This window comes from Amycolatopsis thailandensis (genome assembly GCF_002234405.1).
Taxonomy (GTDB): Bacteria; Actinomycetota; Actinomycetes; order Mycobacteriales; family Pseudonocardiaceae; genus Amycolatopsis; species Amycolatopsis thailandensis.
In genome coordinates, this window is sequence record NZ_NMQT01000140.1 from 1 (window position 1) to 13,026 (window position 13,026).

Below are 13,026 nucleotides of genomic sequence, written 5' to 3' on the forward strand. Positions count from 1 at the left end.
GCAAGGAAGGGGGCCTTCACGCGCGGCCGCCGTGGCTGCTGGTGCGTCTGGGGTGAAAGTGGTGATCACAAGGTCCGTGAAGGCCTCCTTCACTACCTTCAGGGTAGGCAAGGAGGCCTTCACGGACCTCGCAGATCGCCTCAGGTGCGCCGGTAACCACAGCAGTCACGGGGCGTACGTGAAGGCTCCCTGCCTCGCCTCAGCCGAGGAACTCGACCTTCACACCTTCCGCTGTGCGTGAGGGACCTCCTGCCACGCTCAGATCAACCCCGCCCGGATGGCTTCGGCGACGGCTTGCGCCCGGTTCCGCAGCGCCAGCCGCCGCTGCGCGTGGTGCAGGATGTTCTTGATGGTGCGCTGGGAGTAGCCCATCGCCGCGCCGATCTCCGCGGTGTCCTTGCCCTCCGCGATCAGCCGCAGCACACGGATCTCGCGGTCGTGGAACCGCGACGACCGCGCCGGGCAGTCCACCAGCGAGGCGTATCCGGCGGCCAGCAGCCCGGCGGAGGTCTCGGCCGAAGACCGCGCGGCCACGACCTCCGCGATCAGCCGCTCCGGCCGGACTGCTTGATGCGGCAGCAGGCTGCGCACCCCGGAGGTCGCGGCCGAGCGATGCCCGGACGGCGGGAGCGGCCCGGCGATCAGGACGCCGGGCAGGGCGCCTTGTTCGGCGACCGCCAGCCGGAGCACCGGGAGTTCGTGGTCGACCGGGTCTTCGGCGGCCACCAGCACGTCCGCGCCCCGGCCACCGGGCGGCACCACGTCGAGGGCCTGCGCCAGCATGCCGACCAGGCCCGCCCGGGTCAGCGGATCGGCCGCGTAGACGGCCACCCGGGGATCAGGTTCGTTCACGAGGCGTATCGGCCGTTCAGCAGCGCCGTGGCCAGTTCGATCCGGGAGCGGTAGCCGGTCCGCGTGAACAGCAGGCTCAACCGCCCCTCGACACTCTTCTGACTCGTCTGCAACGCCGTCGCCAGCTGTTCGTTCGTCAGCCCTTCGCCTGCCAGGAGCGCCAGCAGGTGCTCGTTCTCGGCGACCGTTTCCTCCTGGCCGCCGGGGATCTCGATCCCGTTCTTCCGCATCAGGCTGCGCACCCGGGCGCGGTGCAGCAGCGCGTCGAGCGAACCGAGCACCTCGTACACCTCGGTGAGCACCTTGGGATCCGTCGCTCCGTGGCGGACCAGGCGTTCGGCCGCGACCGCCAGTTCGTGCGGCTGGTCGCGTTCGCGGGTCAGCCAGAGGGTCTCCTCGGCGGGCTCCTGGCCGAGGCAGGCCCGGACCAGGTGGCGATACAGCAGCACCCGTCCGGTCGGCATCGCGGAAGCGAGGTCCTCCAGCGCGTCGAGCGCCTTCTTCGCCCCGGCCCGGTCGTTCCTCCGCAACGCCAGTTCGGCGAGATCCGCCCAGGCGATCTCCGTGCCGACGGCGAGTCCGCAGGTGGCCGCGTGCAGGCGCCGGGCGGCGCGGTCGGTCTCGCCGAGCGCCATGTCGACCCGGGCCTCGGCGATGTCGAGCAGATGCGCCAGCATCGGCGCCGTGGCGCGGGCGGCGGTCAGCAGTTCCCGTGCCGCGCTGAACCGGCCTTGTGACAGCAGGACCGACACGGTCACCAGGTGCATCGCGGCCGAGCCGGTGTCGTAGCCGCGCCGGGACCGGTCGGCGACGCTGCGGTGGGCGAAGTCGACGGCGCGCGAGGGGTCGCCGCGCATCGCCGCGAGCATCGACCGTTCGCCGTCGCGCAGGCCGGTCTCGGGGAAGGACTCGTCGGCGAGCAGCTTTTCCGCGCGTGCCCGTTCGCCCAGCACCAGCAACGCGGTGACGTACGAGGTGATCTGGTCGTTCCGGTGCCGTCTCGCCGTCCTCAACGGCCATCGCTCGCGTTCGGTCAGGTTCGCGCCGAACCGCGCGGAGCGGCCGGCCCAGAGTTCGGCGAGGCCGCCGAAAAGTTCGCCCAGCATCGCGGAAACCGTCGACTCGGTGCGCCAGGAATCGTTCTCCGCCAGGAGTTCGGCCGCTTCCGCCCACCGGTCGAGCAGGCTCAGGGCGATCGCGCTCGACGCCACCGACCATTCCGGCGGGTTCATGGCGATCCTCGCCAGTTCGGCCGTGTTGCCGGAGTTGTGCAGCGCGCAGACGGCGATCGACTGCGCCTCCTGCGCCGCGTCGGCGGAAAGGCGGTCTGGGAATTCCTCCAGCAACCGCCGCGTCCCCGCGAGACTTTGTTCGTGGTCGCCGTTCAGATGGCTCCACATGGTGTGGAGGAGGGTCACCCGCGCCCGCTGCGGCCGGTCTTCGGTCAGTTCGACGGCGGCGCGCAGCCACCGCGCGCCGCGGGTGGTCTGATCGTCGGGCAGGAACGCCGCGTTGTCGAGTAGTTCGGCGAGCGCGCGCCGCGGGTCGATCAGCTTGCCCGCTTCGGCGATCCGGTCGGGAAGGTAGTACGGGGCGGAGGTGTGCGCGGTCCCGTTCCACAACGCGGTGACGGCGGCCGCGGAGAACCGCCGTCGCTCGAAGGGCCCGAGTTCGGCGATCAGCGCGTAGGCCACCACCGGCACGGTGAACCGCCAGCCATCACCGCGGTGCAGTACGCCGTCGGCGCGCAGATTCTCCAGCGTCGCAAGGGTTTCCGCGAGATCCTGTGCCAGCAGTTCGCTGATCAGCGACGGCATCGCCTCGCCGAGCGGATGCAGGACGGCGGCCGCCTTCGCGACCGCGAGCCGCTCGGGGTCCAGGTGCATGGACCGCAGCGGCACCGTGGTGCCGGGGACGAGGTACGCGCGCCGGTCGACGATCCGGATCGCGCTCTGCGCGCGCAGCAGGTCCAACGCCTGGCGCAGCGCGGCGGGCACCCCTCGGCTCAGCTCGTGCAACCGGTCTCGCAGCGGAGTGCTCGGAACGGCGCCGAGCGCCTCGACGACCGCCCCGGTGATCTCTTCGGCTTTCAAGGGCAGCAGCCGCATCGGCTCCACGAGACCGTCGGACCGCAGCCGCCGTACGGTGGCGACTCTTCCGGCCGCGTCCCGGACCGGGGTGCGGGTCGCGCAGATCACCCGCGTCGACGTCCCGCCCAGACGGCGGATCGACGCCTCCAGGGCGGCGAGGGAATCGGAGCCCATCCACTGGGTGTCGTCGATCATCAGGACGTGCCCGTCGTCCGTCGCCAGTGAGGGCCACGGATCGCCGCCGGGCGCGAGTTCCCCGTCCGGCGTGAAGCGGACGATCGAAATCTCCCGTCCCGTAGCGGAAAGCCGCTCGGACAGCCGGGCGAGCAGCGTGGTCCGGCCGACGCCCGCCGGCCCGGTCACCCAGACGCAGGGCGCGCCCGCGCCGGTGACACGCTCCAGGATCCGCTCGGTCACCTCGTCCACGCCTGCCATCCTGTGCCGGGCAAGGTGGCCGCGAGGTCATACTCGGCGCGGTATGGCCCGTATGGCCGCCGGGTCGGCCCGAAAGCCGCGACCGGACGCTCGTCAGGCGGCGAGCGGCCCGAAGACGAGGGTGCCCGGCGCCTCCGCGTCGTCACCCGCCCAGAACTCCAGCCACAGCGCGGCGAATTCGTCCCGGGACAGCATTCCGTCGCCATCGGAGTCCAGCAGCGGGAAAGTGGCGTCGGTGTCGGTGGGGCGGCCGTTCCAGACCTCGATCAACTGCCGGTACTCCGCCGCGGAGATCAGGCCGTCCCCGTTCTCGTCGATCGCTTCGAACATCGCGTCGGCGGTCGCGGTCACGGCTTCGGGCATACCCGGCAGCTTGTCCACCACCAACAGGACCTCGTCGAGGGTCACCTTGTCGTCGCGGTCGAGATCCGACGCCGCCAGCAACGTCGTCCACCAGCTGAGCATGATCCCGGTCAGGGACTTGGCGTTCGCCGGGCCGCGCCGCCGCGCCCAGCGCTCGGCCAGTTCCTGGAAGTCGTTCTCCTGAAGGAAACCGTCACCGTCGACGTCCATCGCGGCGAAAACCCCCGAGATCTTGCGCCGCTGCAAGTCGCTTGCCATGCGTCCGAACGATAGAACCGGACGCCGGGGCCGGATAGCGGCCATTCAGGGCGGTGGCGAACCACGATCGGGGGACGGCCGCTCACGGGGAGGCGCGAAGGGATCGGGCAGGATGGTCGCCATGGTGGAGATCAGCTTCCTGGACGCATCCGACCGTGCCCAATGGGAAGTGCTGGCCCGCGGCCACGACGCCTACGGCGGGGTCGAGCGCGGCGACGAGGCCTACGAACGGACGTGGCGGCGACTGCTCGACGGCGGGGAACAGGCCATCGGGATCGCCGCACGGCTGGACGGGACCATGGTCGGGATCGCGCATTACGTTTTCCACGCGGGTGTCTGGGGAAACGCGAGGTGTTATCTGGCGGACCTGTTCGTGGACGCGGAAGTCCGGCGGCGAGGGGTCGCGACCGCGATGATCGAGTGGGTGGCACGAGACGCCGAGCGGAACGGTTTTCCCCGTCTCTACTGGAACACGCTGGTCGATTCCCCGGCTCGCGCGTTGTACGACAAGGTGGCCAAGTTCAGCGAGGGGCTTGTCGTCTATACCTATCGGCGTGAGGCCACGGGAGATCTCGCCTCCGCCGCGAAACGCCACCAGGGGTAGGGGACGCCGAACAGTCTGTTGATCAGCACCGCCAGCAAGGCGATGAGGACGACGCCCGCCAGGACAGCGACGATCTGCGGAGTGGTGTGCAGCAGGCCGAGCGCGATGATCAAGGTGGTGGCGCCGGCCGGCGGGTGAGGGATGTCCAGCGCGGCCATCGCGGCGCACGTGAGACCCAGCGCGATCGCGGCCGCCCCGATCCTGGGCCAGGACGGATGCGTCAGGTCCGGGGCGGCGGTGAGCAGTCCGGTGACGGCGAGGCCGGTGAGCCCCGCGACGATACCGGCCAGGTGACCGAAAACCGTGTTCCGCGGGCTCGCGCCGGGTGCCTGCGGGGTGGCGAAGACCAGGAACGCGGTGGGCCCGAGCGAAGGGAACAGCAGCGGAGCACCGGACAGGATCGCGCAGAGACCGATGAACACGATGCAGCAGAACGAACTCAGCGCGACGTAGGCGGTGCGGCGGGCGCGGGTCATTCCCAGCCACGACGCGGGTCTCGGGTGCCGACGCTGCCCGGGGCGCGGCGCCGGTAGACCACGTACGGGCGGAGCAGGTACCGTACCGGCGCGCTGAAAGCGTGAACCAGGCGCGAAAACGGCCACAGCGCGAACAACACCATGGCCAGCGCGGTGTGCAGCCGGTAGTCCAGCGGAGCCGAGGCCATCAGCTCCGGCTGGGGATCGAGGAGCAGGACGCCGCGAAACCAGGGCGCGACCGTCTCGCGGTAGTCGTATCCGCCACGGAGTCCGTTGTCCACCAAGGTGTTCGTGAGCCCGGCGAGCATCACCAGCACGAGCACCACGTACAGGTACTTGTCGCTGATCGAGGTGGCGCCCCGGACCGCCGGCACCCGGATCCGCCGCCACAGCAGGAGACCGAGCCCGCCGATCGCGACCAGTCCGGCGACACTGCCCATCACCAGCGAGATCAGGTGGTAGCCGTGTTCGTCGAGCCCGGCGAACTCGGTGACACCCTTCGGCACGAACAGGCCGAGCACGTGCCCGCCGATCACCATCAGCAGCCCGATGTGGAACATGGGGCTGGCCACGCGCAGGAGCCGGGATTCGTGGAGCTGACTCGACCGGGTCGTCCAGCCGAACTTGTCGTGGCGATACCGCCAGATCGTTCCGAAGACCAGCAGCGCGATCGACGCGTAGGGCGCGGCGCCCCACAGCAGCAGGTCCAGTCCGGAACTCATCGGCCACCTCCGGCGCCGGTGGGGAAGGGGTCGAGGCCGACCAGCTCGGCCGGGGGTTCGGCGGGAAGCGGCGCGGGGGTGGCGGGCAGGGTCGCCAGCACCGCGGCGACGGCGTCGCGATACGGGGTGTCCATAGTGGACAGATTGCGGTGCAGGAGATCCAGCGCGGGATGGAAGCGGGCGAGCACCTGCCCGGCCGCGTCGGCCCCGGCCGCGGCGGCGAACTCGAGGATCACCGGCAGGAAGTCCGGCAGTTCGTTCTCGGCGGGGGCGAACCCGTGGGTGCGGTAGAACCGGCGCAACGCGGCCAGTGTCTCGCCGCGGCGGCGGGTGTCGCCGTCGAGGAACCAGCTCAGATGCAGTGTCCGGCGGGGTTTCCGGTCGAAGACCTCGATGTAGTGCGATGCCAGTTCTCCGGGATCGCCCTGTTCGAGATAGGCCACCGTGCGGGAGAGCTCGTCGTGGCCGGGGCCGGTGGTCTCGTCGAGGCAGGCGCGCAGCAGGCCGACCTTGCCGAGGACGGCTTCGTCGGGATATTGCAGGCACCAGCCGGCGATCTGGCGCAACGCCGCGTGATCCGGGACCGGGATCGCCCGGGGACGGAAGAGTTTCACCGGCTCCGCCCTCGCAGCGTCGGGAAGAGCGCGTCCGGGCGGGCGCCGTCGTCCCAGCTGACCAGGTCCACTGTGGACTCCTCGCCGCCCATGCCGGGACCGCCGTCGACGTCGAGGCTGCACCGGGTGGCGATGCCCTCCAGGTCGTGAGCCTGCCCGACGCCCGCCGTGGGGATGACGTAGCGCTCGTCGTACTTGGCCAGTGCGAGCAGCCGGTGCATGGCGAAGATCTGCTCGCCGGTGAGACCCACGGAGGCCGGGATGTCCTCGTCCGTCTCCTGCCCGAGGTTCACCGCCCGCATGTAGGACCGCATCGCCGCCAGCCGTCGCAGAGACTGCCGGACCGGCACGGTGTCCCCGGCGGTGAACAGCTCCGCCAGGTACTCGACCGGGATCCGCAGGGCGTCGATGGCGCCGAACAGATTGTCGCGGTGTTCCCCGTCGTGACCGCTGCCGCTGACCGCGTCGACCACCGGCGACAACGGCGGGATGTACCAGACCATCGGCATCGTGCGGTATTCCGGATGCAGCGGCAGTGCCAGCCGGTAGTCGTGGATCAACTGGTACACCGGCGAACACCGAGCCGCGGTGAGCCAGTCGTGCGGGATGCCCGCCGCTTCGGCCGCCCGGATCACGGCGGGGTCGTGCGGATCGAGCAGCAGGTCGAGTTGCGCGGGGTAGAGGTCGTGCTCGTCGGCGACGGACGCGGCCTCGGTGACCTTGTCGGCGTCGTAGAGCAGGACACCGATGTAGCGCAGCCGTCCGACGCAGGTTTCCGCGCACACCGTCGGCTGCCCGGCTTCCACCCGCGGGTAGCAGAAGGTGCACTTCTCGGCCTTGCCGGTCTTGTGGTTGAAGTAGACCTTCTTGTACGGGCAGCCGGTGACGCACATCCGCCAGCCGCGGCACTGGTCCTGGTCGACCAGCACGATCCCGTCCTCCTCACGTTTGTACATCGCGCCGGACGGGCAACTGGCCACACAGGACGGATTGAGACAGTGCTCGCAGATCCGCGGCAGGTAGAACATGAAGCTCTGTTCGAACTCGAATTTGATCTTGATCCCGAGTTCGTCACGCAGTTTCTCGGCGATGGGGTCCTTGACGCCGTGTTCGGTGGAGCCGCCGAGGTCGTCGTCCCAGTTCGGTCCCCAGGTGGGCTGGGTGGCCTCGCCGGTGATGGCCGACCGGGGCGCGGCGGTGGGCACGTCGTCGCCGAGCGGGGCCTCGATGAGGGTGGCGTAGTCGTAGGTCCACGGCTCGTAGTAGTCCGCGATCTCCGGCAGTTCCGGGTTCGCGAACAGCTTCGCGAGCTTGGTCAGCCGTCCGCCCGCGCGTAGCCGCAGCCTGCCTTTCGACGTCCGCTCCCAGCCGCCCTTCCAGCGTTCCTGATCCTCGTAACGGCGCGGATATCCTTGCCCCGGACGGGTTTCCACGTTGTTGAACCACGCGTACTCGGTACCCGTCCGGTTGGTCCAGGCCTGCTTGCAGGTCACCGAACACGTGTGGCAGCCGATGCACTTGTCGAGGTTCATCACCATGGCCAGCTGTGCCATGACCCGCATCAGTAACGCACCTCCTGGGAACGGCGGCGGATCACGGTGACCTCGTCGCGCTGGTTGCCGGTGGGGCCCAGGTAGTTGAAACCGAAGGAGAGCTGGGCGTAGCCGCCGATGAGATGGGTGGGTTTGAGCAGCAGCCGGGTCAGCGAGTTGTGTGTGCCGCCGCGTTTGCCGGTGGCCTCGCTTCGCGGCACGTTCACCGCGCGATCCTGGGCGTGGTAGAGGAAAACGGTGCCCGTGGGCATCCGGTGGGAGACGATCGCGCGGGCCACCACGACACCGTTGCGGTTCACCGCCTCGATCCAGTCGTTGTCTTTCGCGCCGATGGCTTCGGCGTCGGCCGGGCTCATCCAGATCCCCTGCCCGCCGCGGGACAGCGTGAGCATGTGCAGGTTGTCCTGGTAGGTCGAGTGGATCGACCATTTGCTGTGCGGGGTCAGGTAGCGCACGGTGACCTCCGCGGAGTCCCCCGGACCGCCGGAGAGGTGCTGCGAGCCCAACGGCGGCCGGTAGACCGGCAGCGCCTCGCCGAGTTCGTGCATCCAGTCGTGGTCGACGAAGAAATGCTGACGGCCGGTGAGGGTGTGCCACGGCTTGGCGTGTTCGACGTTGATCACGAACGCCGAGTAGCGGCGGCCGCCGCTCTCACTGCCGGACCACTCCGGGCTGGTGATCACCGGCGCCGGACGTGACCGGGTGTCGGCGAAGGTGATCTTCTTGCCTTCGTGTTCGGCGGAAAGATGCGCCAGCTCCGTGCCGACGCGCTTCTCGAGTTCGCGGAAACCCTGGGTGGCCAGCCGTCCGTTCGTGGTGCCGGACAGCGCGAGCACGGCGTCCGCGGCCTTGATGTCGGTGTCGATCAGCGCCTGGCCCTGGGCGGCCCCTGTCGTCGCGACGCCGTTCTTCGCGCGCAGCCAGTTCACTTCCTCGCCGACGTCGTAGGTCAGGCCCTTGCTGGTGGCGCCCAGCTTTTCCAGCAGCGGGCCGAGGGTGGCCAGTTTCGCCGCCACCGCGGGATAGTCGCGTTCGACGACGGTCAGCTTCGGCATGGTGACACCCGAGATCGGCTCGACGTCGCCGTCACGCCAGTCACGGACGACCCCGCCCGGCTGTGCCGTCTCGCCGGGCGTGTCATGCGTCATCGGCGTGGCGACGAGGTCCTTGCGCACCCCGAGATGCCGTTCGGCGAGTTCGCTGAACCGTTTCGCGATCGTGTGGAACGTCTCGAAATCGGTCCGGGTCTGCCACGGCGGATCGACGGCGGCGTTGAACGAATGCACGAAGGGATGCATGTCCGTCGACGACAGATCGTGCTTCTCGTACCAGGTGGCGGCGGGCAGCACGAGATCCGCGAACAAGGTGGTGCTGGTCATGCGGTAATCGATTGCCAGCATGAGATCCAATTTGCCGACGGGGGCGGTGTCGTGCCATTTCACGGTTTTCGGCCGCGCGTCCGGCGGCGCTTCCTCACCGCGCAGGTTCGCGTCGGTGCCGAGAAGGTGGCGCAGGAAGTACTCGTGCCCCTTCGCCGAAGAGCCGAGCAGGTTGGACCGCCACACGGTGAGCACCCGCGGCCAGTTTCCGGGCGCGTCCGGATCGTCGGCGGCGAACCCCAGCTTGCCTTCGCGGAGCTGCTCGGTGGCGTGGCGGACGGGGTCGAGCCCGGCTTCGTCGGCCTCGTCGACCAGGTCGAGCGGATTGCGATCGAAGGTGGGGAACGAAGGCATCCAGCCCAGCCTCGCCGACTGCGCGAGCGTGTCCGCGGCGCTGGTCCCGGCGAGTTTGCCCGCCGCCAGCGGGGAGGCCAGTTCGTCGTTGCGCAGCGCGTCGTAGCGCCATTGGCCGGTGTGCAGGTACCAGTAGGCGGTCCCGATCATCTGCCGCGCCGGGCGCATCCAGTCCATCGCGCCGGCCAGGGTCTGGTGCCCGGTCAGCGGCCGCACCTTCTCCTGTCCGACGTAGTGCGCCCAGCCGCCGCCGTTGCGGCCCTGGCAGCCGGTCATCGTCAGCAGCGCCAGGAAGGACCGGTAGATGGTGTCGGAGTGGAACCAGTGGTTGGTGCCCGCGCCCATCAGGATCATGCAGCGGCCGCGGGAGGCCTCGGCGGTCTCGGCGAACTCCCTGGCGATCCGGCCGACCCGCTCGGCCGGGACCGAGGTGATCTCCTCCTGCCACGCCGGGGTGCACGGCTCCGCCGGATCGTCGTAGCCGGACGGCCACCGGCCGGGCAGTTCGCCGCGCCGTACGCCGTACTGCGCCATCAGCAGGTCGAACACGGTGGTGACCAGCTGCCCGCCCTGCCGGACGGCGGGTACCCCGCGCCGCAGGACACCGTCCGCGTCGAAGCGAGGCAAGAGCACCTCGACGCCTTCGTGACCGGGGTCGGCGAGCAGGCTCAGCCGCGGGACGACGTCGCCGAGGTCGAGGTTCCAGCGGCCCTGGTCGTGCTCGTTCCAGCGGAAGCCGACCGAACCGTTGGGCACGACCGGTTCCCCGGTGCGGTCGTCGACCAGGACGGTCTTCCACTGGGTCTCGGCTCCCTCGTCGCCGAGGTCGGCGGCGGTGAGGAACTTCGACGGGACGTACGCGCCGTCCCGTTCGGTGAGCGTGACCAGGAAGGGAAGGTCGGTGAAGCGGCGGACGTAGTCGGTGAAGTACGGCACCTGCCGTTCGGCGAAGAACTCGGTGAGGATGACGTGTCCCATGGCCATCGCCAGCGCGGCGTCCGTGCCGGGATGCGGGGCCAGCCACTCGTCGGCGAACTTGGTGTTGTCGGCGTAGTCGGGGGAGACCACGACGACCTTCTGACCGCGGTACCGGGCTTCGGCCATCCAGTGCGCGTCCGGCGTCCTGGTCACGGGGACGTTCGAACCCCACATCATCAGATACGCGGCGTCCCACCAGTCCGCGGATTCCGGGACGTCGGTCTGGTCGCCGAACACCTGCGGCGAGGCCACCGGCAGATCGGCGTACCAATCGTAGAAGGAGAGCATCGGGGCGCCGATCAGCGCCATGAACCGGGACCCGATCGCGTGCGAGACCATGGACATCGCCGGAATCGGGGAAAACCCGGCGACCCTGTCCGGGCCGTATCGGGAAATGGCGTGCACATGCGCGGCGGCGGCGATTTCCGAAGCCTCGTCCCAGCTGACCCGGACCAATCCACCCTTTCCGCGGGCGCGCTGATAGGCCATTCTCTTCATCGGGTCGTCCATCACCGAAGCCCAGGCGAAGACCGGATCACCGTACTTTCCGAGGGCCTCCCGGTACATTTCGACCAGTACGCCGCGCGCGTACGGAAAACGTACCCGGGTCGGAGAATAGGAATACCATGAAAAAGAGGCGCCACGCGGACATCCTCGCGGTTCGTACTCCGGCTTGTCGGGGCCGACGGAGGGATAGTCCGGGTCTTGGCTCTCCCAGGTGATGATCCCGTCGGAGACGTACACGTTCCAGCGGCACGAACCCGTGCAGTTCACGCCGTGGGTCGACGGGACGACCTTGTCGTGGCTCCAGCGGTCCCGGTAGAAAGCGTCGCCCTCCCGGCCGCCGGCGAGATGGACCGAGTGCAGATCCGCCGAACTCTCCGCGCGGGTCAAATAGCGGCCGAGGCGAAGTAGAGCAGTGGTCGCCGCGCCTTCGTCGTGGTGGTTTTCGATGCCGTTTCCGTTGGCTTTTCGTGGCGAGCGCACGCTCGCGACCTCCCGACTGAAGTCGTGAATGAGGCAGACAGTGCGAACTGGACGTGCCGAGTCTGTCCTGGAACGTTCGCAATGCTAGCGGCACCGCGTGCCACCTGTCTTTGTCCGAAGGTGATCATGAGTGTCGATCACTCGAAAAGACCAGCAAGTAAAGGCATTGGTAATGGCGAAGTAATTGTCATGAGAAAAGCGATTAATATATTCTGTCGGACGATCGAAATATGCGTGGATGCGAATCGGTCCGACCGGTGGTCTCGGTGGCACGCGGATTCGGGACCAGGTAAACCGGAAAACGCGGAACAAGTAACGCCGTACGCTGAACAGGGGCGAAAGTATGTATAACGGCCTACACGCGGAGGCGAAGGATGACAGCCGAAATCGAGCGGGCGGCGCACGCCTACTGCCCCGCCTGCAACCCGGACCCCGGACTCGGTGACCCGGTCACCGCGCTCTGCGGGGCCACCCATCCCTTCTGGGGCCGTCGTGAGCGGCCGGTGAACAACTGCCCAGGGTGCGAAGCCGTCGTCGCGAAAACGGCCTACCCCTGTGGCCATACGGGTGGCGAGCGGTGACAGGTTGCTCGTTAAAGTTCGTGGCATTCGGGGTACTAGCTTCACGCGAGCCCGTGACGGGCCGTCGAACACCTGGAGGTCCCCGTGCCCACCGAGCAGGCCGCGCCCGCCGGTCGAAAGGTCGAAGTCCTGGCCCTCGACGTGGGCTGTGACCTGGGCGAACTGGCCCGGGTCCGTGCCTGGGCGCGTGCGGAACTGGACGACGTCGCCGAGGCGGGCCTCACGGACATCATCCTGGTGCTGGACGAACTGGTGTCCAACGCCCTCCGGCACGGGGAACGGCCCCGGCAGGTACGCCTGCTGCGGCGGCCTGGCCGTCTGCGCATCGAGGTCGACGACGCCGGCAAGACACCCGCCACCCCGCGTCCGCCCTCGGCGACCGGTGGCCGGGGCCTCGCCCTCATCGGCGCCTGCGCCACGGCGTGGGGCCAGGAGCACCGCGACGGCGGCAAGACCGTGTGGGCGGAACTCGATCTGGCCGAGTCAAACGTGTCGGGTGACACAACGGATCCGCCGTTTCCGGGCCGCCGGACCGGGTAACCGGAGGGCAGCGGACAAGGAATGGAGGCCCTGATGAACGACAAAGCCGAGAACAAGCTCGACGAACTCAAGGGCAAGGCCAAGGAAGCCGTCGGGAACGCCACGGACAACGAGCAGTGGCAGGCCGAAGGCAAGGCCGAGCAGGGCAAGGCCAACGTCAAGCAGGCCGGCGAGAAGATCAAGGACGCCGTGAAGGGCGTTCGCGACTGACGTCGTGAATCACAAAGGGGTCCGCCTTCA

12 protein-coding genes are annotated in these 13,026 nt (G+C 69.0%); 4 read left to right on the forward strand and 8 right to left on the reverse strand.

Going from position 1 to position 13,026, the window contains the following annotated elements; genetic code table 11:
- Window positions 1-258 precede the first annotated feature (258 nt).
- From CFP71_RS35580 to CFP71_RS35590, 3 genes are all read right to left on the reverse strand, one after another.
- The gene (locus tag CFP71_RS35580; protein ID WP_093938332.1) at window positions 259-852 is read right to left on the reverse strand and encodes a helix-turn-helix transcriptional regulator; all 594 of its coding nucleotides are present in this window, start codon (window positions 850-852) and stop codon (window positions 259-261) included.
- On the reverse strand, window positions 849-3,377 hold the full coding sequence (locus CFP71_RS35585) for a hypothetical protein (protein WP_244199959.1): 2,529 nt from the start codon (window positions 3,375-3,377) through the stop codon (window positions 849-851). Before CFP71_RS35585 ends, CFP71_RS35580 begins: the two co-directional genes overlap by 4 nt.
- Before the next feature lie 93 nt (window positions 3,378-3,470).
- The gene (locus tag CFP71_RS35590; RefSeq protein WP_208636109.1) at window positions 3,471-3,998 is read right to left on the reverse strand and encodes an EF-hand domain-containing protein; all 528 of its coding nucleotides are present in this window, start codon (window positions 3,996-3,998) and stop codon (window positions 3,471-3,473) included.
- Window positions 3,999-4,119: 121 nt separating this feature from the next.
- On the opposite strand from CFP71_RS35590, the gene CFP71_RS35595 reads away from it, so the two are divergent.
- On the forward strand, window positions 4,120-4,602 hold the full coding sequence (locus CFP71_RS35595) for a GNAT family N-acetyltransferase (protein ID WP_167406387.1): 483 nt from the start codon (window positions 4,120-4,122) through the stop codon (window positions 4,600-4,602).
- On the opposite strand, the gene CFP71_RS35600 is transcribed toward CFP71_RS35595, so the two are convergent.
- Genes CFP71_RS35600 through CFP71_RS35620 form a run of 5 tightly spaced genes read right to left on the reverse strand, consistent with a single transcriptional unit; the run spans window position 4,545 to window position 11,665 of the window.
- On the reverse strand, window positions 4,545-5,078 hold the full coding sequence (locus tag CFP71_RS35600) for an HPP family protein (RefSeq protein WP_093938335.1): 534 nt from the start codon (window positions 5,076-5,078) through the stop codon (window positions 4,545-4,547). The genes CFP71_RS35595 and CFP71_RS35600 overlap by 58 nt on opposite strands.
- Complete coding sequence (gene narI / locus CFP71_RS35605; RefSeq protein WP_093938336.1) at window positions 5,075-5,800, reverse strand: respiratory nitrate reductase subunit gamma; 726 nt, start codon at window positions 5,798-5,800, stop codon at window positions 5,075-5,077. The genes CFP71_RS35600 and narI overlap by 4 nt, the downstream gene beginning before the upstream one ends.
- On the reverse strand, window positions 5,797-6,414 hold the full coding sequence (narJ, locus tag CFP71_RS35610) for a nitrate reductase molybdenum cofactor assembly chaperone (protein ID WP_093938337.1): 618 nt from the start codon (window positions 6,412-6,414) through the stop codon (window positions 5,797-5,799). The genes narI and narJ overlap by 4 nt, the downstream gene beginning before the upstream one ends.
- Window positions 6,411-7,976 carry a nitrate reductase subunit beta gene (gene narH, locus CFP71_RS35615; protein WP_093938338.1) on the reverse strand — a complete coding sequence of 522 codons (1,566 nt, stop codon included), beginning with the start codon at window positions 7,974-7,976 and terminating at the stop codon, window positions 6,411-6,413. Before narH ends, narJ begins: the two co-directional genes overlap by 4 nt.
- Window positions 7,976-11,665, reverse strand: coding sequence for a nitrate reductase subunit alpha (locus CFP71_RS35620; RefSeq protein ID WP_093938339.1), 3,690 nt, complete (start codon window positions 11,663-11,665; stop codon window positions 7,976-7,978). The genes narH and CFP71_RS35620 overlap by 1 nt, the downstream gene beginning before the upstream one ends.
- Before the next feature lie 374 nt (window positions 11,666-12,039).
- On the opposite strand from CFP71_RS35620, the gene CFP71_RS35625 reads away from it, so the two are divergent.
- From CFP71_RS35625 to CFP71_RS35635, 3 genes are all read left to right on the forward strand, one after another.
- Complete coding sequence (locus CFP71_RS35625) at window positions 12,040-12,246, forward strand: hypothetical protein (protein ID WP_093938340.1); 207 nt, start codon at window positions 12,040-12,042, stop codon at window positions 12,244-12,246.
- 84 nt (window positions 12,247-12,330) lie between these two features.
- The gene (locus tag CFP71_RS35630; protein WP_093938341.1) at window positions 12,331-12,786 is read left to right on the forward strand and encodes an ATP-binding protein; all 456 of its coding nucleotides are present in this window, start codon (window positions 12,331-12,333) and stop codon (window positions 12,784-12,786) included.
- 33 nt (window positions 12,787-12,819) lie between these two features.
- Window positions 12,820-12,996, forward strand: a complete 177-nt coding sequence (locus tag CFP71_RS35635) for a CsbD family protein (RefSeq protein WP_093938376.1) — start codon at window positions 12,820-12,822, stop codon at window positions 12,994-12,996.
- The last annotated feature ends 30 nt before the right edge of the window (window positions 12,997-13,026 follow it).